The organism is Spinactinospora alkalitolerans, from assembly GCF_013408795.1.
GTDB lineage: Bacteria > Actinomycetota > Actinomycetes > Streptosporangiales > Streptosporangiaceae > Spinactinospora > Spinactinospora alkalitolerans.
Window position 1 is genome coordinate 22,309 of record NZ_JACCCC010000001.1, and the last position, 21,142, is coordinate 43,450.

At 71.9% G+C, this 21,142-nt stretch carries 19 protein-coding genes; 12 read left to right on the forward strand and 7 right to left on the reverse strand.

All coding sequences use genetic code 11. From position 1 onward, the window contains the following. Positions 1-523: 523 nt before the first annotated feature. Together ssd and HDA32_RS00150 are read right to left on the reverse strand one after the other, a co-directional pair. The gene (gene ssd, locus HDA32_RS00145) at positions 524-1,738 is read right to left on the reverse strand and encodes a septum site-determining protein Ssd (RefSeq protein ID WP_179641227.1); all 1,215 of its coding nucleotides are present in this window, start codon (positions 1,736-1,738) and stop codon (positions 524-526) included. Between the two features lie 709 nt (positions 1,739-2,447). Further along, the gene (locus HDA32_RS00150) at positions 2,448-3,248 is read right to left on the reverse strand and encodes a Fic family protein (protein WP_179641228.1); all 801 of its coding nucleotides are present in this window, start codon (positions 3,246-3,248) and stop codon (positions 2,448-2,450) included. A 134-nt stretch (positions 3,249-3,382) separates the two neighbouring features. Between HDA32_RS00150 and acs the strand changes: the two genes are divergently transcribed. The 6 genes from acs (at position 3,383) to HDA32_RS00180 (ending at position 11,112) form a co-directional block, all read left to right on the forward strand. Beyond that, the gene (gene acs / locus HDA32_RS00155; protein WP_179641229.1) at positions 3,383-5,359 is read left to right on the forward strand and encodes an acetate--CoA ligase; all 1,977 of its coding nucleotides are present in this window, start codon (positions 3,383-3,385) and stop codon (positions 5,357-5,359) included. Positions 5,360-5,498: 139 nt separating this feature from the next. Continuing rightward, positions 5,499-5,933, forward strand: coding sequence for a phage holin family protein (locus HDA32_RS00160; protein ID WP_246334171.1), 435 nt, complete (start codon positions 5,499-5,501; stop codon positions 5,931-5,933). A gap of 32 nt (positions 5,934-5,965) precedes the next feature. Further along, positions 5,966-6,877 (forward strand): alpha/beta fold hydrolase, encoded by a 912-nt coding sequence (locus tag HDA32_RS00165; protein ID WP_179641231.1) that lies wholly within the window; start codon positions 5,966-5,968, stop codon positions 6,875-6,877. A gap of 162 nt (positions 6,878-7,039) precedes the next feature. Beyond that, the gene (locus HDA32_RS00170) at positions 7,040-7,528 is read left to right on the forward strand and encodes a DUF309 domain-containing protein (RefSeq protein WP_179641232.1); all 489 of its coding nucleotides are present in this window, start codon (positions 7,040-7,042) and stop codon (positions 7,526-7,528) included. A gap of 523 nt (positions 7,529-8,051) precedes the next feature. Continuing rightward, positions 8,052-10,451: a sodium-translocating pyrophosphatase gene (locus HDA32_RS00175; RefSeq protein ID WP_246334173.1), complete on the forward strand. Its 2,400-nt coding sequence runs from the start codon at positions 8,052-8,054 to the stop codon at positions 10,449-10,451. Between the two features lie 193 nt (positions 10,452-10,644). Next, positions 10,645-11,112, forward strand: coding sequence for a SixA phosphatase family protein (locus HDA32_RS00180; RefSeq protein WP_179641233.1), 468 nt, complete (start codon positions 10,645-10,647; stop codon positions 11,110-11,112). Here HDA32_RS00180 and serB read toward each other — a convergent pair. Further along, positions 11,109-12,329, reverse strand: coding sequence for a phosphoserine phosphatase SerB (gene serB, locus HDA32_RS00185; RefSeq protein ID WP_179641234.1), 1,221 nt, complete (start codon positions 12,327-12,329; stop codon positions 11,109-11,111). The genes HDA32_RS00180 and serB overlap by 4 nt on opposite strands. 342 nt (positions 12,330-12,671) lie before the next feature. Between serB and HDA32_RS00190 the strand changes: the two genes are divergently transcribed. Next, positions 12,672-12,992: a winged helix-turn-helix domain-containing protein gene (locus tag HDA32_RS00190; RefSeq protein ID WP_179641235.1), complete on the forward strand. Its 321-nt coding sequence runs from the start codon at positions 12,672-12,674 to the stop codon at positions 12,990-12,992. Between the two features lie 13 nt (positions 12,993-13,005). Continuing rightward, the gene (locus HDA32_RS00195; RefSeq protein ID WP_179641236.1) at positions 13,006-13,215 is read left to right on the forward strand and encodes a hypothetical protein; all 210 of its coding nucleotides are present in this window, start codon (positions 13,006-13,008) and stop codon (positions 13,213-13,215) included. On the opposite strand, the gene HDA32_RS00200 is transcribed toward HDA32_RS00195, so the two are convergent. Beyond that, a complete protein-coding gene (locus HDA32_RS00200; RefSeq protein ID WP_179641237.1) occupies positions 13,212-14,600 on the reverse strand; it encodes an FAD-dependent oxidoreductase in 1,389 nt (462 codons plus the stop codon). The genes HDA32_RS00195 and HDA32_RS00200 overlap by 4 nt on opposite strands. A 228-nt stretch (positions 14,601-14,828) precedes the next feature. Here HDA32_RS00200 and HDA32_RS00205 point away from each other — a divergent pair, with 228 nt between their 5' ends. Then, entirely contained in the window at positions 14,829-15,491 is a 663-nt protein-coding gene (locus HDA32_RS00205) for an HD domain-containing protein (protein ID WP_179641238.1), read from the forward strand. Between the two features lie 15 nt (positions 15,492-15,506). On the opposite strand, the gene HDA32_RS00210 is transcribed toward HDA32_RS00205, so the two are convergent. The 3 genes from HDA32_RS00210 to HDA32_RS00220 form a co-directional block, all read right to left on the reverse strand. Then, positions 15,507-16,268 (reverse strand): sulfite exporter TauE/SafE family protein, encoded by a 762-nt coding sequence (locus HDA32_RS00210; RefSeq protein WP_179641239.1) that lies wholly within the window; start codon positions 16,266-16,268, stop codon positions 15,507-15,509. 427 nt (positions 16,269-16,695) lie between these two features. Then, positions 16,696-17,724, reverse strand: coding sequence for an SPFH domain-containing protein (locus HDA32_RS00215; RefSeq protein ID WP_179646364.1), 1,029 nt, complete (start codon positions 17,722-17,724; stop codon positions 16,696-16,698). 258 nt (positions 17,725-17,982) lie between these two features. Then, positions 17,983-18,768, reverse strand: a complete 786-nt coding sequence (locus tag HDA32_RS00220) for an ABC transporter ATP-binding protein (protein WP_179641240.1) — start codon at positions 18,766-18,768, stop codon at positions 17,983-17,985. A gap of 79 nt (positions 18,769-18,847) precedes the next feature. Here HDA32_RS00220 and HDA32_RS00225 point away from each other — a divergent pair, with 79 nt between their 5' ends. The 3 genes from HDA32_RS00225 to HDA32_RS00235 all read left to right on the forward strand — a co-directional run bounded on the left by HDA32_RS00225 (position 18,848) and on the right by HDA32_RS00235 (position 21,071). Then, positions 18,848-19,624: an Rv1486c family protein gene (locus tag HDA32_RS00225; RefSeq protein ID WP_179641241.1), complete on the forward strand. Its 777-nt coding sequence runs from the start codon at positions 18,848-18,850 to the stop codon at positions 19,622-19,624. A 119-nt stretch (positions 19,625-19,743) separates the two neighbouring features. Then, positions 19,744-20,385, forward strand: a complete 642-nt coding sequence (locus tag HDA32_RS00230) for a DUF1707 SHOCT-like domain-containing protein (RefSeq protein ID WP_246334175.1) — start codon at positions 19,744-19,746, stop codon at positions 20,383-20,385. A 53-nt stretch (positions 20,386-20,438) separates the two neighbouring features. Continuing rightward, a complete protein-coding gene (locus HDA32_RS00235; RefSeq protein WP_179641242.1) occupies positions 20,439-21,071 on the forward strand; it encodes a DUF1707 SHOCT-like domain-containing protein in 633 nt (210 codons plus the stop codon). The last annotated feature ends 71 nt before the right edge of the window (positions 21,072-21,142 follow it).

The following is a 21,142-nucleotide window of genomic DNA, read 5'->3' on the forward strand; positions in this document are numbered from 1 at the left end:
GGTTCGGGGAGGACGGGCCCTGCTGTGCGGCCTTGTCCGCTGCCGGGTAGCGGGTGGTCTGCACCGAAAAGCGGCAGCGAGGGCGGCGGTGGGTCCGGCCAGGCGCGGATGCCCTCCCGCCGCGCCTCCTTTGGCGCCGGTCTTGACCTTGGGTTTCAACCTCGCCCCCAGGGGGTCGTGAAGGCCCGCCCCAGGAGGGATGGCGTGCGGGTGGGCGATTCTCTCGCGTGGCCGAAGGCCCGTGGACGGAAATCGCCCAACCACCGCGGATCCCTCCTGTGGTTGAGGTTTCGCGACCCCCTGGGGTTGGGGGTGGCGTGCAACGTCGCCCGGTCACCGCGGGCTTGCGTCCTTCGGCTGAGGCTTCACGACCCCCGATGGCCGAGGCCGAAACTCACGTTGAAGTCATGGGCCCTTGAAACGTCTGAATAGCCTCCGCAAGGTCAAGATCGACGAGAAGAGGGCGGGAGAGGATCCGCGCCGAGCACACCACCCAACTTCCGCGAGCCTCACCAGGCTCAGGTCAGGATCGGCGGGGAGGCGGGCGCGCGGAGTCGGTGCGCAGGCGGGCGACGAACGCGTCGCCGAACGCCGCGAGCGGGGATCTGGGGCGGGCGGCGGGGGGTTCTCCCCGTTCGAGGGCGCGGTCGATGCCGGGTTCGTCGGCGAGTTCACCGGCCAGGGGAAGGCCGAGGGAGAGCGCGACGGCGTCGGCGGGCAGTCCTGCGGGAGAGGCCCCGCGGACGACCAGGCGGAGATCGGCCACGTGGTCGCGCAGCATCGGGGCGATCCGCGAGGCCGACATCACCGCGTGCACGTCGGCCGGCACGGCCAGCAGCGCCACGGTGGTGCGGCGCAGCACCTCGTGCGCCGTGGCGTCGAGCGTTCGGGGGAGGTCGGCGACCACCAGATCGGTTCCCCGGACCGCCGAGGCGAGCACCGCGCGCATCGCGGGTGCGGGAATCCGCGCCGCCGGACCGCGCGCCCAGGTCAGGAGGGTCAGGCCGCGCACCGTCGGAAGGGCGCCGTGCAGCGACGGCCAGCTCATCCGGCCCTGGCGGGCCGTGAGCTCGCCCCAGCGCGTACCGGTCACGTGCTCCTCGCCGATGAGGAGGTCCAGGCCGCTGCCGAGCGGATCGGCGTCGACCAGCAGGGTGCGCAGCCGGGCCCGCTCCCCGGCAAGGGCCAGCGCGACGGCGAGCAGGCTCGCGCCGGCCCCGCCCCGCCCGCCGACCACCGCCACGACGCGGGCCCGCTCCAGCCCGCCCTCGGTGGCCTCGGCGAACAGATCCACCAGCCGCGTCTCCCGCTCGGGAACCGCGAGCACCTCGCGCGCCCCGATGCGCAGCGCAGCGTTCCATATCCGCTCGTCGGCACCGGAGGTGCGGCCACCGGTGGGCGCGCCGGCGGAGCCGGATCCGGCCACCACGACGTTGGGGTGCCGGTCGGGCTCCAGATCGGCCAGTGCAGCGACGAGGTCGGCGCCGACGACGACGAGCGGTGCGCGCGGCCACTCCCGGCTCGCGTGCGCCGCGGCGTGCGCGACCGTGACCTCGACGTCGGCCGCGGCGGCGAGGCGCAGCAGGTCGTCGAGCAGGTCGGGGTCGTCGGTGACGAGCAGGGGCCGCGCCGGGGCTTCGGGGGCTCCGGCGGGTGAGGAGCGGTCTCCCCGGGGCGCCGGGCGGACCGGCCTCGCCCGGGTGCGCGGCCGGCGGGGTCCACTGGGGCGTTCGTCCATCGCGAGCCTTCCGGTCGGTGGAGCTGACACCTCCACGGTCGGTCAACCGGGTCCGGATGGGAAAGGCGGATTTCGCGCCTGTGGACAAAGATGGCGACGGCCCCCGCCGGGGGGAGAGCGGGGGCCGTCTTCACGGTCCGGCTCCGGGGGGGTAGAGCCGGCTCCGTTATCCAGGTGAGGTCATTGGGGGGCGCGCCGACCGGCGCGCGTTCGGGCGCCGTCATGGTCACACATCAGGCGGGCGTCCGTCATGCGCATGGGATGCGGCGATCGGTCGGAGCGCGTTCGCCGCCGGTCGCGCGTCGTTGTGCGGTCGGGGCCGGAGGGACGATGGTGGGGACTCTCTTCGCGGCGCGCGTTCACGCGTCCGTGAGCAAGTAACAAGGATAATACGCAACGTTACCACGCTGATTTGCGAACTCGGGTGAAAAAGCCCCCGACGAGGCTCTTTCCAAGCGTTGCGAACCGGCGTAGAAAGGAAGAAGAAGGTGGGCTCGACCCACTGGACACGGCAGCCGGGTACCCACGCGTCACCAAGCCGCGGGAGGCTCGTCCAGATCAGGTCCACCCTGGTCGGACAACATATGTTGCACGCTTGCTAGCCCGGTGTGACGTGTCCGCGGCGCCCCGATCCGGCCCCGGTGCCGGGCGGGGCGTCGTCGGCGTCTACCGGCGTCTTTCTCCGCCCGTCCCTCCGGGAACGGGGCCGTCACCCCCGCTTGAGCGCCTCGCACGTCGCCAGCGAGTCGCGCGCCCCGGCGGCCACCGCGCGGGCGCAGTAGACGATCCACTCCGCCATTCCGTCGGCCTTCCCGCTGAGGTAACCGCGCAGCGCGGGACCGTACTCCTCCCTGAGTTCCGCGTGCCCCAGCTCCGAGGGCACCAGCGACTTCGGGTCCAGGCCCCGCTCGATCAGGGTCAGCCGCTCGGCGGCCCTGGCGATGATGCCGTCGCCCCAGCCGAACGGGCGCAGCGCCACCAGTTCGCCGTGCACGATCGCGCTCACCACCAGCGCGGGGACGGCGGCGCGCGCGGACAGCAGCGCGTTCAGGGCGTCGATCCGCTCCGACACCAGCGCCGCGCCCGGCGCCGGGCCGATGCCGAGCGGGTCCTCGGCGGTCTCGCCGTCCAGCCGCGGCCGACCGATGGAGTCGGTCGGCACGGCGTCGGCCGCGGCCAGCACGTGCAGCCGGGCCAGCACCTGCCGGGGGGCCTTCGGCCAGGTCTCGACCAGACCGCCGAGCTCGCCCGACACCCGAAGGGCGCCCTTGACGCGGGGGTCGTCGCTTTCGCCGGAGCGCACCTGCTCCAGGGAGGCGTCCGCGCCCTCCAGCACAGCGGAGGCGCGCGCCCCGCGCAGCGCCGCCTCCATGGAGACATCGGCGCTGCGTCGGCGCAGCACCCGGTGGCCGAGAAGTCGGTCGACGATGGCGCGCGTCTCCTGAACGGCCTCGTCGACCCCGGGAAGTTCCGCGATCCGCAGCAGCGGGTCGGCTGATCCAGCACTCACGCTTACGAAGCCTACGTCCGGGTAACACCTGACCTGCGCGCCGACCCACTTGTGACCGCTGCCGCCCGCTTGATGGAGTGGTGTCGACCACATGGTTTATTAGGGGAATCCTCGAAAGAGTAAGGAGCACCACAGTGGCTGAGACTCCACAGGAGCCGGGACACGAGACGCTGTCCAACCTTCTTCAGGAGTCGCGGAGGTTCCCGCCGCCCGCGGATCTGGCCGCCGACGCGAACGTGCGGGCCGACGCCTACGAGACCGCGGCCGCCGACCGGCTCGGGTTCTGGGAGGAGCAGGCGGGCCGGCTGCAGTGGGAGCGCCCCTGGGACAACGTTTTGGAGTGGGAGCCCCCATTCGCCAAGTGGTTCACCGGCGGCACGCTCAACGCGGCCGTGAACTGCGTCGACCGCCACGTCGAGGCCGGCAGCGGTGACAAGGTCGCCTACCACTGGGAGGGCGAGCCCGGTGACACCCGCACCATCACCTACGCACAGCTCAAGGACATGGTCTGCCAGGCGGCCAACGCCCTGCTGGAACTCGGCGTGACCAAGGGCGACCGCGTGGCCATCTACATGCCGATGATCCCGGAGACCGTGGTCGCCATGCTGGCGTGCGCCCGCATCGGCGCCCCCCACATGGTGGTCTTCGGCGGCTTCTCGGTCGACGCGCTGGGCAGCCGGATCGACGACAGCGACGCCAAGGTCGTGATCACCGCCGACGGCGGCTACCGCAGGGGCAAGCCCAGCGCCCTCAAGGCCAGCGTGGACGCCGCGGTGCAGGACCGGCCGGGCGTGCGGCACGTCCTCGTCGTCCGCCGCACCGGCCAGGACGTGGAGTGGACCGAGGGCCGCGACGTCTGGTGGCACGACGCCGTCGAACGCCAGAGCACCTCCCACGAGGCCGAGGCGCACGACGCCGAGCACCCGCTCTACATCATGTACACCAGCGGGACCACGGCCAAGCCGAAGGGCATCCTGCACACGACGGGCGGCTACCTCGCCCAGGTCTCCTACACCCACTGGGCCGTCTTCGACCTCAAGCCCGAGACGGACGTCTTCTGGACCGCGGCCGACATCGGCTGGGTCACCGGCCACTCCTACATCGTCTACGGGCCGCTCTCCAACGGCGCCACGTCGGTCATGTACGAGGGCACCCCCGACACCCCGCACAAGGGCCGCTTCTGGGAGATCGTGCAGAAGTACGGCGTCACCATCGCCTACATGGCGCCGACGGCGATCCGCACGTTCATGAAGTGGGGCGAGGACGTCCCCGCCCAGTACGACCTGTCCAGCCTGCGGGTGCTCGGGTCGGTCGGCGAGCCGATCAACCCCGAGGCCTACACCTGGTACCGCAAGAACATCGGCGGCGACCGCACACCGGTCGTCGACACCTGGTGGCAGACCGAGACCGGGGCGATCATGGTGTCGCCGCTGCCCGGCGTCACCGAGGGCAAGCCGGGCGCCGCGATGCGGCCGATCCCGGGCATCACCGCCGACGTGGTGGACGACCAGGCCCGGTCGGTGCCCGACGGCGGCGGCGGCTTCATCGTCGTCCGAGACCCGTGGCCGGCCATGCTGCGCGGCATCTGGGGCGACCCGGAGCGCTACAAGGAGACCTACTGGTCGCGCTTCGAGGGCCTGTACTTCCCGGGTGACGGCGCCAAGCGCGACGCCGACGGCGACATCTGGCTGCTCGGCCGGGTCGACGACGTGATGCTGGTGTCCGGGCACAACATCTCCACCACCGAGGTGGAGTCCGCCCTGGTCTCGCACCCCAAGGTCGCCGAGGCCGCGGTCACGGGCGCCACCGACCCGGTCACCGGCCAGGCCATCGTGGCCTTCGTGATCCTGCGCGGTGAGGTGGGCGAGGGCGGCGAGGGCCTGGTCAAGGAGTTGCGCGACCACGTCGGCACCTCGCTCGGCCCGATCGCCAAGCCGCGCCAGATCATGGTGGTCCCCGAGCTGCCGAAGACGCGCTCCGGCAAGATCATGCGCCGGCTGCTGCGCGACGTCGCGGAGAACCGCAGCCTCGGTGACGTCTCGACGCTCACCGACTCGTCGGTGATGGACATCATCGCCGAGAAGCTCCCCGGAGCCAAGAGCGAGGAGTGACCGGCGCGCGCACCCGATCGGCGCGCCCCCGGCCCCGCGGGACCGGGGGCGCGCCGCTGCCGGAGGCGTTAGGGGCCCGGGGCGGGTGATATGTGGAAGGATGCCAAGGACGTTCGTCCGAATGAAGGGAGCCACCTCGATGCCCGAGACCAAGTCGGGTGGCCGGGAACCGGTGGACCGCGAAGGGGCGGAGCACTCGCTCGGCGAACTCGTCTCCGAGGCCGGCGGCAATCTCTCCCAGTTGGTGCGCCTGGAGATCGAACTCGCCAAGCTGGAGATCGCCCGGGACGCCCGCCAGGTCGCCAAGGGGTCAGGCCTGTTCGTCGTCGCGGCGGTCCTGGGGCACCTCGTCCTCGTCCTCGCGTCGATCACCATCGGGCTGGGGCTCTGGGAGCTGGGGCTGGCCCCGTGGCTGGCCTTCCTGATCGTCACCGTGTTCTACCTGCTGGTCGCCGGAGGCCTGGTCTTCGCGGGAACGCGCTACCTCAAGCGGCTCAAGGGCCTGCCCCGCACCGGTGAGACCATGTCCAAGACCATGGCGGTGCTGCGGCGCGAACGCCCGGCCGACGCCTAGGGCCGAAATGCGCGGAAACCTCGGGGCGGGCCATGCCTGAGGAATCGGTCGTGCTGGTCGACGGGCCGTGGACGCACCGGACGGTGAGCGCCGCCGGGACCCGGTTCCACGTGGCCGAGGCGGGGGACGGGCCGCTGGTGCTGCTGCTGCACGGGTTCCCGCAGTTCTGGTGGACCTGGCACCACCAGCTCACCGCCCTCGCCGAGTCGGGTTACCGGGCCGTGGCCGTCGACCTGCGGGGCTACGGCGCCAGCGACAAGACGCCGCGCGGCTACGACCTCGTCACCCTGGCCTCCGATGCCGCCGGACTGGTCCGCGCGCTGGGCGAGGCCAACGCCGCCGTGGTCGGGCACGCCACCGGCGGCATGCTCGGCTGGACGATGGGCGCCTACTTTCCCAAGTCGGTGCGCCGCCTCGCCGTGCTGTCCATGCCGCACCCCCTGCGGCTGCGCGGCTCCATGCTCGCCTCCGGCCAGGGCTGGGCCGGTCGGCACTTCCTCGGCTTCCAGCTGCCGGTGCTGCCCGAGCGCCGGCTCGTGGCCAACGACGCCGAGCTCGTCGCCAGGATGCTGCGGGCGTGGTCGCGGCCCGACTGGCCGGACCCCGCCACCGAGCGGCTGTGCCGCGACGCCTTCCAGATCCCCGGCGTGGCGCACTGCTCGCTGGAGTACCACCGCTGGCTCTTCCGCTCGCAGGCGCGCCCCGACGGGCAGCGCTACATGCGCCGGATGCGCCGTCCCATCGGCGTGCCGACGCTGCACGTCCACGGCGCGCTCGACCCCTTCCTGCTGCCGATGACGGCGCGCGGCTCGGGCCGCTACGTCGACGCCCCCTACCGCTGGCGGCTGATCGACGGGGCCGGGCACTTCCCGCACCAGGAGCAGCCGGACCGGGTCAGCTCGCTGCTGACCGACTGGCTCGACGACAGCGAACCGGACTCCTGAGCGCACCCCCGCTCCGCACCCCGTGCGGCCTGCGGGGGCAGACTTGGGAAGGGGCCGGGGCCGGGCCGTTGAAGGGTGCCGCGCCGGAAGCGCTCCGGCCGGCCCCGAAGGCGGCGCCGCGGGCGCGCGGCGACGGCGACGAATGGAGAGGGCGAGCGCGAGATGAGTGCATTCCGGGACCGCAACCCCGAGGGGCGTGCCCAGAACCAGCGGCCGCGGGACCGCTACGGCCGCCCCCTGCCCCACGGAGTGCCCGGGGTCCCCCGCGTGCCGGACGACGCCGTGTTCACGCCGCAGGAGGGGCTGGCCGAGGCGCAGCGGCTGCTCGGCGACGGCTACGCCTTCCACGCCCACGAGGTGCTGGAGGCGGTCTGGAAGGCCGCGGATGAGGACGAGCGCGAGCTGTGGCGCGGGCTGGCCCAGATCGCGGTCGGACTGACGCACGCCCAGCGGGGCAATCGGACCGGCGCGGCCCGCCTGCTGCGGCGGGGCGCGGACCGGGTGGAGGCCTACGGCGCCGACGCGCCCCACGGGGTCGACGCGCTCGGAGCGGCCGCCCACGGCCGGGCCGTCGCCGACCGGATCGAGGCCGACGCCGCGGCGGAGGTGGATCCCGCCGCGCTGCGGCTGACCCGGTCGGGGAGCGCGTAGGCGCGCGTGGCGTAGTCCGCAATCGGGGCGGACCGGTGGCCGGAGCGGTTCCGCCCCAGCTCTGCTGTGTACACGGGGATCCTCCCGCCGCCCGGGCCCGCGCGTTTTCGCCGCCCGGCGCCTCCTCCCCGCCCCGCAGTGCTGTGACGCATGTGACGTACGTCATCTTCTGGGCTTTATGTGCGCTTTATGGCTAATGACCCGTTCCGTTTATTTATCGCATCGAATGTAATACCTTGCCTGCTCTAAACGGAGTTGTCGCGCTTTAGAGATCACCAAGTGATCACATATCCCAGGTGTGGCGTGGAAGTTGGCCCGCGGCCCTCTCTTTTTGAGACGGTGATGCGTAGAATCCCGGCACACCGTGGACGTTGGGTGCAACGGATGCGGTGGGCTGTATCCGTAACTGGTGGCACCCGCAAGACCCTGCTGTGCGTGCCGTCGGGCCACCCTTCTGGGTCCACTCCGGACGACGGTGCGCGACCGTGCGGGGCCGCAACGTGCCCGTCTCAAGGAGGACGGATTGACTGGGCTCAACCTCGCCGCCGAAAGCGGCCAGGCGCTCACCCTGGACGGCTTGAACTTCACGCTGGTCATCGTGGTTCTGGCGGTGGCGCTGCTCGCGCTCGCCGTCGCGGGGGCCCTGGTGCGCGAGGTTCTGGCCGCGGACCAGGGCACCGAGCGAATGCAAAACATCGCACGTGCCGTTCAGGAAGGCGCGGCGGCGTACCTCAAACGCCAATTCCGCACCCTGATCGTCTTCGTCATCGCGATTCCTCTGCTGCTCCTGCTGCTTCCGGCCGATTCCGAGGCCGTTCGCTACGGCCGCTCCCTGTTCTTCGCCCTGGGCGCGATCTTCTCCGCGCTGACCGGGTTCGTCGGAATGTGGCTGGCCGTCCGCGGAAACGTGCGGGTGGCCGCCGCGGCCCGGGAGGCGGGGGAGCACGCGGCCATGCGGATCGCGTTCCGCACCGGCGGCGTGGCCGGGATGTTCACCGTCGGCCTCGGCCTGCTGGGCGCGGCCATCGTGGTGCTCGCCTACCGCGGCGACGCCCCGATCGTGCTTGAGGGCTTCGGCTTCGGCGCCGCGCTGCTCGCCATGTTCATGCGCGTCGGCGGCGGCATCTTCACCAAGGCCGCCGACGTGGGCGCCGACCTGGTCGGCAAGGTCGAGCAGGGCATCCCCGAGGACGATCCCCGCAACGCCGCGACCATCGCCGACAACGTGGGCGACAACGTCGGCGACTGCGCCGGCATGGCGGCCGACCTGTTCGAGTCCTACGCCGTGGTGCTGGTCGCCTCGCTGATCCTCGGCCGGGTCGCCTTCGGCGTGGAAGGCCTTGTCTTCCCGCTGCTGGTCCCCATGATCGGCGTCATCACGGCGATCATCGGCATCTTCGTCGTCGCGCCGAGGGCTCGCGACAAGAACGCCATGGCCGCCATCAACCGCGGCTTCTTCATCTCGGCGGTCATCTCCGCCGTGCTCGTGGTCGGCACCGCCTTCGTCTACCTGCCGACCGGCTTCGCCGACCTCAGCGGCGTCAGCGACGAGATCGCCGGCCTCGACGGCAACCCCCGCTACATCGCGATCGGCGCGGTGCTGATCGGGCTGGTGCTCGCCGCCGCCATCCAACTGCTGACCGGCTACTTCACCGAGACCAACCGCCGTCCGGTCAAGGACATCGGCGAGAGCTCCGAGACCGGCGCCGCGACGGTGATCCTCTCGGGCATCTCGGTCGGGCTGGAGTCCGCCGTGTACTCGGCGCTGCTCATCGCCGGCGCGGTCTACGGCGCGTTCCTGCTCGGCGCCGGAAACATCACGATCAGCCTCTTCGCGGTCGCGCTGGCCGGCACCGGCCTGCTCACCACGGTCGGCGTGATCGTCGCCATGGACACCTTCGGCCCGGTCTCGGACAACGCCCAGGGCATCGCCGAGATGTCCGGTGACGTCGAGGGCCCGGGCGCCGATGTTCTGACCAGCCTGGACGCCGTCGGCAACACGACCAAGGCGATCACCAAGGGAATCGCGATCGCGACGGCCGTGCTCGCCGCCACCGCCCTGTTCGGCGCGTTCCGGACCTCGGTGGAGGGCGCGCTGGGCGACCGGGCCGACACGTTCAGCCTCTCCATCGACCAGCCCAACGTCCTCGTCGGCGTGATCATCGGCGCCTCGGTGGTGTTCCTGTTCTCCGGCCTGGCCATCATGGCGGTCGGCCGCGCCGCCGGCCGGGTGGTGCAGGAGGTCAGGGAGCAGTTCCGCACCCGGCCCGGGATCATGGACGGCACCGAGAAGCCCGAGTACGGCCGGGTCGTCGACATCTGCACCCGCGACTCGCTGCGGGAGCTGATCACCCCCGGTCTGCTCGCCGTGCTCACCCCGATCGCGGTGGGCTTCGCCCTCGGCTACGCATCGCTCGGCGCGTTCCTCGGCGGCGCGATCGCGGCCGGCGCGCTGATGGCGGTGTTCCTCGCCAACTCCGGCGGCGCATGGGACAACGCCAAGAAGCTGGTCGAGGACGGCCACCACGGCGGCAAGGGCTCGGAGGCGCACGAGGCGACCGTCATCGGCGACACCGTGGGCGACCCGTTCAAGGACACCGCGGGCCCGGCGATCAACCCGCTGCTCAAGGTGATGAACCTGGTCGCGCTGATCATCGCGCCGAGCGTGGTGATCTACGCCGAGAGCGCCGTGCTGCGCGTGGGCGTCACGGCGGTCGCGCTGGTGGTCATCGTGGGCGCGATCGTCTGGTCCAAGCGGCGCTCCGACTCCGGCGAGACGCCCAGGAGCGCTCCGGCCGCGCCGGAGGACCGGCCCGTGCTGGAGACTCAGCGGGCCGAGCCGGCCCAGGCCGCCGCCAACGGGAAGTCGCCGGAGAACGGCGGCAAGGAGCAGGCCCCGCTGAGCGAGGGCCGCAAGGACTGAGGAGAGGCGGCCGTCCGGCCGCCTCCGACCGACAGCGGCGCCCTGCTCCCCGGGAGCAGGGCGCCGCCTGCGTCCCCGCCGCGGGGCGTGGGAGACTTGGCTCCATGTCCGGTATGAAGGGTCTCGGCGTCATCGTCGGGACCATGTTCGTGTTCATCGCCGTACTCGCGATCCTGGCCACGGTGCTGGCGCCATGAGCGGGCGGCTGATCATCCTGCGGCACGCCCAGGCCGACCCCGGCATCGGGACCTCCGACGCCGATCGCGAACTCACGGGCAAGGGACGCGTCCAGGCCGCCGCGGTCGGCAGGCTGCTGGCCGGGGAGGGGCTCGTTCCGGACCACGTCATCTGCTCCACCGCCCGCCGCACCAGGCAGACCTGGGAGCTGGTGGCAGCGGGACTGCCGGGCGAGCCGACGGTGGACTTCGAACCGGCGGCCTACTCCGCGGGCCTCGACGCCATGTTCGAGCTGATCGGGTTGGTCGGCGCCGACGTCGGCACGCTCATGGTCGTCGGACACAATCCGACCGCGGCCCAGCTCGCCGCGGCCTTCATCGGCGGCGTCGTCGCGTTTCCGCCGGCGAGCATCGCGGTGGCCGACCTCGACGTGGAGTGGCTCTACGCCGCCCCCGGCACCGGGACCGGCCGGATCCTGACCTAGACCTCGTCCTTCCGGTCGGCGGCCTCGATCTCTTCGCGGGAGACGCCGAGCAGGAACACGATGGTGTCCAGGTAGGGCACGCTCACCGAGGTGTCGGCCTGCTCGCGGACCAGCGGTTTGGCGTTGAACGCCACGCCGAGGCCTGCCGTCTGGAGCATGTCCAGGTCGTTGGCTCCGTCGCCGATGGCCACGGTCTGGGTGAGCGGCACCCCCGCCTCGGCGGCGAAGCGCTCCAGCGCGGTGGCCTTGCCCTTGCGGTCGATGATCGGCCCGACCAGGCCGCCGGTGAGCCTGCCGTCGACGATCTCCAGCGTGTTCGCCGCGGAGTGGTCGATGCCGAGCCGCTCCACGAGCGCATCGGTGACCTGGGAGAATCCGCCGCTGACGATGGCGCACTCGTAGCCGAGCCGCTTGAGCGTGCGCACCAGGGTCCGGGCGCCCGGGGTCAGCACCAGCTTCTCCCTGACGTCGTCGAGTGCGCTCGCGTCGAGGCCCTTGAGCAGCGCGACGCGGCGCCGCAGGGACTCCTCGAAGTCCAGTTCGCCGCGCATGGCCTCCGCTGTGACCCGCGCGACCTCCTCGGCGCATCCGGCGTGCTCGGCCAGCAGCTCGATGACCTCGCCCTGGATCAGGGTGGAGTCGACGTCCATCACGACCAGGTGCTTGCCCCGCCGGTGCAGGCCGCTGGGCTGGACGGCGACGTCGATCGACTGGGTGGCGGCCTCCATGGCCAGGTCCGCGCGGAGCTGCTCGGTGTCGGCGCCGGAGACCACGAGCTCGATCGAGGTCACCGGGTAGCTCGCGAGCCGTTCGATGCGGTCGATGTTGGCCCCGGCGCGCGCCACGCACGAGGCGATCGCGCCGAGCGCGCCCGGACGCAGTGGATTCGCGAGGATCGTGACGTGCAGCTTCCCGGTTCCGGCGGCGCTCACGCGGCCGTTGCCGTCGGAGCACTCCACCTGCATGCCGAGGTCGACGACGGTCTTCTCGATCGCGCTGCGGACCTCTTCGAACACGCGGTCGCGGCTGACGCCGGGCGCGACCCGGTCGTCGACCGACAGCAGTGCGCCGAGGACGAGGCGACCGCCGATGACGACCTGTTCGAGGTCGGCGAGGGTGACGGGGAAGACCGACAGGGTGCTCAGCAACCGCGCGCTCACGCCGGGACGGTCGCGTCCGGTCACCGTTACCAGGAGCGTGGAATTCGGAAGAATCATGACGTGCTCTAAGGTACTCGGCCCGTCTCCGGTGCCGCGTGCCGAGGTCGGTCAACGAACCGCCGCGCCCCCCAATGTTCACCTGGCGCTCATGTGCGGTCGGCGGAGCGTGAGCTGCTCCGCGTCCGCCGATCCGATGAGTGGGTTTTCTCCTGCAGTCACGTACTTTATAGCCGCTAAAGTACGTGAGTGGTTCGAAAGGACGGGTGTGGTGAGCGAAGAAGAGCGACGGCGGGCGCGGAAGGCGCCGGCGGAGGCCGACCGGCTGCGAGCGCGGGCGCGGCGGGCGAGCCGGTGGTTCTCCGGTCCGTTCTTCGCCGCGGCCGTCACCGGACGGCGCTCATGAGTCATCTGCGCCACGAACTGGACCCGGTGATCCACTCCCCGGTGCGGTTCTCGATCGTGGCGACGCTCTCGGCGGTGGAACGCGCCGAGTTCCGGTTCATCCGCGACACGGTCGAGGTCAGCGACTCGGCGCTGTCCCAGCACCTGACGACGTTGGAGAAGGCCGGATACGCGGCCATCCGCAAGGGGCAGATCGGGCGGCGCACCACCACGTGGGTCTCGCTCACCTCCGCCGGCCACGACGCCTTCAGACAGCACGTCGCGGTCCTCAACCGGATCGCCGCGCAGCCGCCTGGCGGGAGTGAACCGCCCCGGTGAACCGTAAGGACCGATGGCGCGGCAGAGCGGGCTGAACCGGACCGCGGTGTCGCGGATCCGGCGGGGCACCTGCACCTCGGTCACAGAGCTGGAGCCGGCGCTGCAGTCCTGGATCGCCGACTACAACGAGGATCCACGTCCGCTCGTGTGGACCAAGAGCGCCGAGGAGATCTTCGCGGCCATCACCGCATACCTTCACCGAATCAGCGACTCGGAACACTAGCCCGGGGACGCCTCGGTCTTCTCGCTCAGCTTGCGGGCCGCGATCAGGACGGGGTCCCAGACCGGGGAGAACGGCGGGGCGTAGCCGAGGTCCATGCCGGAGACCTCCTCGACGGACATGTCGTTCCACAGCGCCGTGGCGAGCACGTCCACGCGCTTGCCCGCGTTCTCCCTCCCGACGATCTGGCCGCCCAGCAGCCGGCCGGTCCGGCGTTCGGCGAGGAGCTTGAGGCACATGGTCGTGGCACCCGGGTAGTAGCCGGCGCGGGTGGTGGACTCCACCGTGACGGTCTCGAACTCGAACCCGGCCCGCTGCGCCTCCTTCTCGTTGAGGCCCGTGCGCGACACCTCCAGGCCGCAGATCTTGGTGATCGCGGTGCCGACGACACCGGCGAAGTGGGCGTAGCCGCCGCCGATGTTGGTGCCGGCGACCCGCCCCTGCTTGTTGGCGTGGGTGCCGAGCGCGATCGCGACGGGCGCGCGCGAGACGCGGTGGAACGTCTCCACGCAGTCCCCCGCGGCCCACACGTCGGACGCGGAGGTGCGCATCCGCCGGTCCACCGCGATGCCGCCGGTCGGCCCGATCCGCAGTCCCGCCCTGCGGGCCAGGTCGCTGTCGGGGCGCACGCCCATGCCGAGGACCACGATGTCGGCCTCGTGGACCGCCTGCTCGGTCACCACCGCACTGACCCGGCCGCCCGCCGTCTCGAAGCCGGTCACCTTCGCGCCGGGGTGGAATTCCACCCCCATCGCGCACACGGCCTCGCGCACCAGCCGGCCCATGTCGGGGTCGAGCGTGCCCATCGGTTCCGGGGCCGCCTCGACCAGGTCCACCCGCATGCCGCGCTCCAGGAACGCCTCGGCCATCTCCAGGCCGATGTAGCCGCCCCCCACCACGACGGCGCGGCGCGGCCGCCGCTCGTCGACGTACTCGCGCACCCGGATGCCGTCGGCCAGGGTCTGCACGCCGAAGATCCCTTCGGCGTCGGAGCCGGGCCAGTCGGGGCGGATCGGCACCGCCCCGGTGGCGATCATGAGCCGGTCGAAGCGCTCTTCGCGCTCCGCCCCCTGCGCGTCCACCGTGCGGACGACGCGGCGGTCCAGGTCGACGTCGGTCGCCTCGGTCCCGGTGCGCACGTCGATCGCGTGGTCGCGGATGAAGGTGGCGGGGTCGCGGGCGATCAGCTCGTCCGCGCTCGGCACGGTCCCCCCGACCAGGTAGGGGATGCCGCACGCCGAGTAGGAGGTGTGGTCGCCGCGTTCCAGCGCGACGATCTCCAGGTCGTCGGGCCCGCACCGGCGGCGCGCCTGCGAGGCCGCGCTCATCCCCCCGGCGTCGCCCCCGATGACGACCAGTCGTGTCCGGTCGTTAACCCGTCGCTCCATGTGGCCTCCCTTGGTGGACGCTTGCGCGTCAGCCCGTGCGCGTTCCATGGGATCATCCCCATGGTGGGCCGGGCATTCGCCCCTGGTTTTGGTTAACGTGGTGGATAATCACGCGTGTCTTCTCCGCCGCGGACGGCCACGGCGCCCCCTATCGCCGTCCGGGCCCGGCGACGTGCGCCGTCCCAGCGGGATCCGTGTGCGACAAGCTTCTCTAGGAGGGCGACTTACGTGACTGAACCGGCACCGGTCCATGCCAGTGGGGTCGATCACGAACGACTCACGTCCCAGCTCCGGTTCATCCTCGAAACCGACAAGCTCAAGCGGATTCTGCGCCGCAACCTGCTCGTCGACGGCTCCCGCAGGGAGAACGACGCCGAGCACTCCTGGCACCTGGCCCTGATCGCCCGGGTGTTCGCCGAGCACGCGCCGCCCGGCACCGACATCGACCATGTGGTCCAGCTCCTGCTGGTGCACGACATCGTCGAGATCGACGCGGGTGACACCTTCGTCTACGACTCGCTGATGTCGCGGTCCCAGGCCGAGCGCGAGCGCGCCGCGGCCGACCGCCTCTACGCGCTGCTGCCCAAGGACCAGGCCGACCACATGCGGGGGCTGTGGGAGGAGTTCGAGGCCAGGGAGACCGCTGAGGCCCGCTTCGCCAAGGCCGTCGACCGGCTCGCCCCCATGCTCGCCAACTGGCACACCGACGGCGGCACGTGGGTGCAGTACGGGGTATCCAAGGCGCAGGTGATGGAGAAGGTCCGGATCATCTCCGAGGGCTCCGACGCGCTGGGCTCCTACGCCACCGCCCTGATCGACGACGCCGAGCGGCGGGGGTACTTCACCCGGTCCAAGGCCTCCGGCCGGGGGGCGCCGACGACTCCGCGGTGATCGGGCCGGCGGCCGTCAGGTGACCGCGTCGGCGACCAGCTGCGCGGCGGCGGTCAACCCGACGACCACGATGAGGATCCGCAGCGCGAGCGGCTTGAGTCTGCGGCCGAAGCGCGCGCCGATGTAGCCGCCGATGACCGAGCCGCCCGCGATGAGGCCGACCACCGGCCACGCGGGGTCGGCGAAGACGATGTAGAAGGCCGCGGCGGTCGCGTTGACGATGAAGGCCAGCACGTTCTTCAGGGCGTTGATGCGCTGCAGCTCCTCGTCCAGGGAGGCGCCCATCAGGCTGATCAGGACGATGCCCTGGGCCGCGGCGAAGTAGCCGCCGTAGACGCCGGCGCCGTAGACGCCGAACGGCAGCAGCGGGCCGCCGTTGGGCCGCGCAGGGCGCCTCCTGCGCATCCAGGCGTTGATCTTGGGCTGCGCCACGATCAGCACGCAGGCCAGTGCGATGAGGACCGGGACGACGGTCTCGAACACGTCCTCGGGCAGGTTGAGCAGGAGCGTGCCGCCGGTGACCGCGCCGAGGAGCGACATGCCGCCGAAGCGCAGCAGCCGGGTCCGCTGCCCCTTCAGCTCCCTGCGGTAGCCGATCGCGCCCGTGAGCGATCCGGGCGCCAGGCCGATGCTGTTGGAGATCGTGGCCGTCACGGGCGGGTATCCGAGCGCCAGCAGGACCGGGAACGTGAACAGCGTCCCGGACCCGACGACCGCGTTGATGCCGCCCGCGCCCATGCCCGCCACCAGAATGGCGAGCGCCTCCCACCAAGTCATCCGTAACCTTTGCTTTCGGGGACAGGTCAGCCCGCCCGGCGATGCATACAGTCTACGAACACGGTGCTGGTGGGATTCACATGGCCTACTGTTTCACGCCGCGACCGCGGGCCGGCGGTCGCCCGCCGCGGGCCCCGGCCGCTGCGGACCCTGGATCGTTGATGGGGAGGGGGCGGGGATCGCCTCCAGGCCCTGCCGGACCACTGCGAGCCTGGTGGGGCTGTTGTCAGGCGCGCAGCCTCCGGCGACGCGGAAGGGCGCGGGACTCCCGCCGCTCAAGGCCCCGGCCGCCCGTGGCGGGCGACCGGCACGGGCGGATACGGCGTGACCTTTCACACCGCCGGCGCCGGCGCGCTGACGGCGGCCTTCCCACGTCATGCGGTGGCCGACGAACCCCTGTGGCACACCTCCGATTCCCACCGACGACCTAGTCGTCGAGCACGGGCGGCCTGCCGTAGCCGCGTCCCTCCAGGTCCACGACGGGTTCCGGATCGTCGCCGGGCGCCTCCGGCCGCTCGCCGGGGTCGGCGCCGCGGCCGTCGGGCGCCCCGCCGTCGCGGACCGCCTCGAAGAAGCCGCCGATGCCCTCCAGCGCCTTGCCCATCTCCGAGGGCACGATCCACACCTTGTTGGCGTCGCCCCGGGCGATCTCCGGCAGCTTCTGCAGGTACTGGTAGGCCAGCAGCTCCTGGCTGACCTTGCCCGAGTGCAGAGCCTTGAAGACCATGGCGATGGCGTCGGCCTCGCCGCGGGCGCGCAGCGTCATCGCCTCGGCATCGGCCTTGGCCCGCACGGTCTCGGCCTCGGCCGAACCGCGGGCGCGCAGCACCGCCGACGACTTCTCACCCTCGGCCCGCAGGATGGCCGACTGCTTCTCGCCCTCGGCCTGCAGGATCTGCGCGCGCTTGTCCCGGTCGGCGCGCATCTGCTTCTCCATGGCCTCCTGGATGGACTCCGACGGGTCGATCGCCTTCAGCTCCACCCGGCTGACCTTGATGCCCCACTCAGCGGTGGCCTCGTCCAGCACCGAGCGCAGCTCCCGGTTGATCTGGTCGCGCGAGGTCAGCGTCTGCTCCAGGTCCATGCCGCCGATGACGTTGCGCAGCGTCGCCGAGGAGAGCTGCTCCACAGCGGTGATGAAGTTGGCGACCTTGTAGGTGGCGTCGTAGACGTTGGTCACCCGGTAGTAGACCACCGTGTCGACGTTGACCGACAGGTTGTCCTGGGTGATGGCGGCCTGCGGCGGGAAGCTGACGACCTGGTCCCGCATGTCGATGCGCTCGCGGATGTTGTCGACGAACGGGACGACGATGTTGAAGCCCGACTTCAGCGTGCGGTGGTAGCGGCCGAAGCGCTCGACGACGTCCTGCTCGGCCTGCGGAACGATGCGCACGCTGCGCACGCCGATGACGAGCAGGATCGCCACGAAGATCACGACGATGATTACGGCGGTCAGCACGGGCGGCTCCGGCTCTCCTGTCAGTGGGTGGGGCCGTCCCCACCGGGGGCGTCACAGGACCGTGGACCTCCGCCCCGGAAGGCGACGGACGACCACGCGGTGATCATAAAACCCCGCGGATCACGCCGTTTGCGGAATCGCCCCTGACCTCGGGGCAAACATCGCGGTCCTGGCCGGATGCGGACAATGCCCGAAATTCCGGCCAGCCGGATCGCGGGTTTCTCGAAGAACCGGTACAGGTCGGGCCGGAGGGGGTCAGACGGCCCGCGCGTACCAGCGGTCGTCGTCGCGCTCCACCTTCAGCGGCAGACCGAACGTCTCGCTGAGGAGGTCGGCGGTCATGACGCGCTCCAGCGGGCCGGCCCCGATCACGCGCCCCTCCCGCATCAGCAGCCCGTGGGTGAAGCCCGGCGGGATCTCCTCCACGTGGTGGGTGACGAGAACGAGAGCGGGGGAATCCGCGTCGGTGGCCAGCGCGCTGAGCCGGCCCACCAGGTCCTCCCTGCCGCCCAGGTCCAGGCCTGCCGCGGGCTCGTCGAGCAGCAGCAGCTCGGGGTCGGCCATGACCGAGCGCGCGATCTGCACGCGCTTGCGCTCTCCCTCCGACAGCGTGCCGAACCTGCGCTCGGCCAGGTGCGCGGCCCCCCACTGGGCCAGCAGCGCCCGCGCCCGGTCGTGGTCGGGGGCCCCGTACTCCTCCCGCCACCGGCCGAGGAACCCGTAGGAGGCGCTGATCACGAGATCGGCGACCTTCTCGGAGTCGGGCACCTGGTTGATCACCGCGGCGCTGGCGAACCCGATGAGCGGCCGCAGCTCGAAGACGTCGACGGCGCCGAGCCGCTCATCGAGGATCTCCACCGTCCCCCTGGTGGGGAAGAGCTGCGCGGCGGCGATCCGCAGCAGCGTGGTCTTGCCCGCCCCGTTGGGGCCGACGATGACCCAGCGGTCCTCGGCCTCGACGGCCCAGTCCACGTCGCGCAGCAGCTCCGCGGACCCGCGGCGCACTCCCACGCCGTCCATGCGCAGCACATGCCCGTTCATCCTTCTCCTTCGTGTCGCCCGGATGCGAACCTACTGGATACGCACCTGATGGTCTGATGGCCGATCTACGCTTGAACCGATGCTTCGAGAACTGTCATCCGCACCACTCGTCGCGTGGGGCAACGCGTGGTTGTCCGGCCGGGTCGGGCTGGACGACGCCGTCGGCGCGGTGGAACGGCGCACCGGGCCCCACGTCATCGGCGCCGTCACAGGGGGCGACCTGCCCTTCGAGGCCGGAGCGCCGCTGCGCACGGCGCTCGCCCGGCTGCGTTCCCTGGGCCTGAGCGCGTTCAGGCTGTGCCTGCCGGTGCCCGGCGACCCGCTGGGGCTGGTGGGAGCGGCGGAACTCAACATGGCGGCGATCGAGGCTCGGGAGGCTGTGCTGGTGCGGCTGGACGACCGGCAGGTGGGGCTCGTCCCCAGCGAGGACCGGCGTGGCTCATCCTACGTGGGAGTCTCCTGGATGCCCCACCCCGCCGCCGACGCGACGCCGGAGCCGGTGCCGCTGGCCGACGCCGAGCACCGGCTCAATCTCGCGATCCGGGAGTCGACGGCCCTGTTCGGCCAGGTCAACGACATCGCGTCGTGGGGGCCCGAGGTCACCCGGGCCCTGGCCGACCTGCGCGACGTCGGCCGTGCGCCCACCGACGGCCTGGCGCCCGGATACCCCCAGCGGGCACACCGGGTCGCGGCGCTGGCCGACCGGCTGGCCGTCGTGGTGCGGCTCGCCGGCGGCGACGAGGGGCGCGGGCTGACAGCCGGCCAGATGGAGGCGCGCAGGGAGGCCCTGCGCCTGCTCGACCGCGCCGTGCGGCGCGCCAGGGTGGCGGCCTACTGCGCGGTCGTCGAGGAGTGAGCCGAGGGCGCGGAAGCAGGCCGGGGACCGGCGTCAGGGTCGCGCGCCGGCCAAGTCAGGGACACACCAGGGTCGTCTCCGGATCCGGCGGCGGCCGGCCCGGATCGATACTCGTGGGTATGACGCGAATCGTGAATCAGGACCCGCTCCCGCAGGCCGGCGCCATGCGCGCGTCGGACGCCGATCGCGACCTGGTCGCGCGGCGGTTGAGCGACGCGCTGGCCGAGGGCCGGCTCACCCGGGAGGAGCACGAGGAGCGCCTCGACTCGGCCTACCGCGCCAAGACGATCGGCGAACTCGCGCCCCTCACCCGCGACCTCCCCGGCGCCGACCGCCCGGTGCCCTCCGCCCCGGCGGACGGCTCCGGCTCCTCGGCCTCCGACCTGGAGCTGATCGCTTCGGGCGTGGGCTCCGAGAACATCGTCGCCGTGTTCGGCGCGGCCGAGCGCAAGGGCCGCTGGCTGGTGGAACCGCGCACCAACGTCTCCGCCATGTTCGGCGGGGTGGAGCTGGACCTGCGCGAGGCCATACTGTCGCAGCGCGAGGTGACCGTCCAGTGCGCGCTCGTCTTCGGCTGCCTGGACCTCGTCGTGCCGCCCGGGGTGCGCGTGGTGAACGAGGCGTCGGGGATCTTCGGCGGGGTCAGCCTCAAGCACGCCGATGCCTCGCTGCCCCCTGAGGCGCCCACCGTCCGCGTCACCGGGGTGTGCGTCTTCGGCGGCGTGGAGGCCAAGACGCGCGAGGTCGGGGCGGAGAAGTAGCCTGGACCGCCGCGATGCGCTATTCCGCATTCCTTCAGGAGGGAACCCCGGCTATGGAGCCCGATCACATCCGCGCCTCGGACGCCGACCGCGATCGCGTCGCGGAGCGGCTCCGCGAGGCGCTGGCCGAGGGCCGGCTCACCCGGGAGGAGCACGAGGAGCGCCTCGAATCGCTCTACCGCGCCAAGACGATCGGCGAACTCGCGCCCCTCACCCGCGACCTCCCCGCGACCGCCGGCCGCGCCCCGGAGCCCCAGGAGGACCCGGTCGGCATGACGGTCACCTCCGACGAGGCGCGCAGGCTCGCCGCGGGCAGCCAGGGCAGGGAGAACATCGTCGCGGTGTTCGGCGGCGCCGAACGCGCCGGCCGCTGGCTGGTGGAGCCGCGCACCAACGTCTCCACCATGTTCGGCGGCATCGACCTGGACTTCCGCGAGGCGGTGCTCACCCAGCGCGAGGTGATCGTGCAGTGCGCCGTGATCTTCGGCGGCCTGCAGATCACCGTCCCGTACGGCGTCCGGGTGGTCAACGCCACGACCGCGATCTTCGGCGGCACCAGCACGCACGGGACCGACTCGGTCACCGACCCCAACGCCCCGACCATCCGGCTGACCGGCACCTGCCTGTTCGGCGGCATCGACGTCCGGGCCAAGGGCCCCAAGAAGGGCGGGAAGCGCGGCTACTGAGCTTTGCCGCGTGGCCTCGGCTTTCGGTGAATATGCGGCTCAGGTCTGCTGTGGCGGCCTTGTACCCCGGG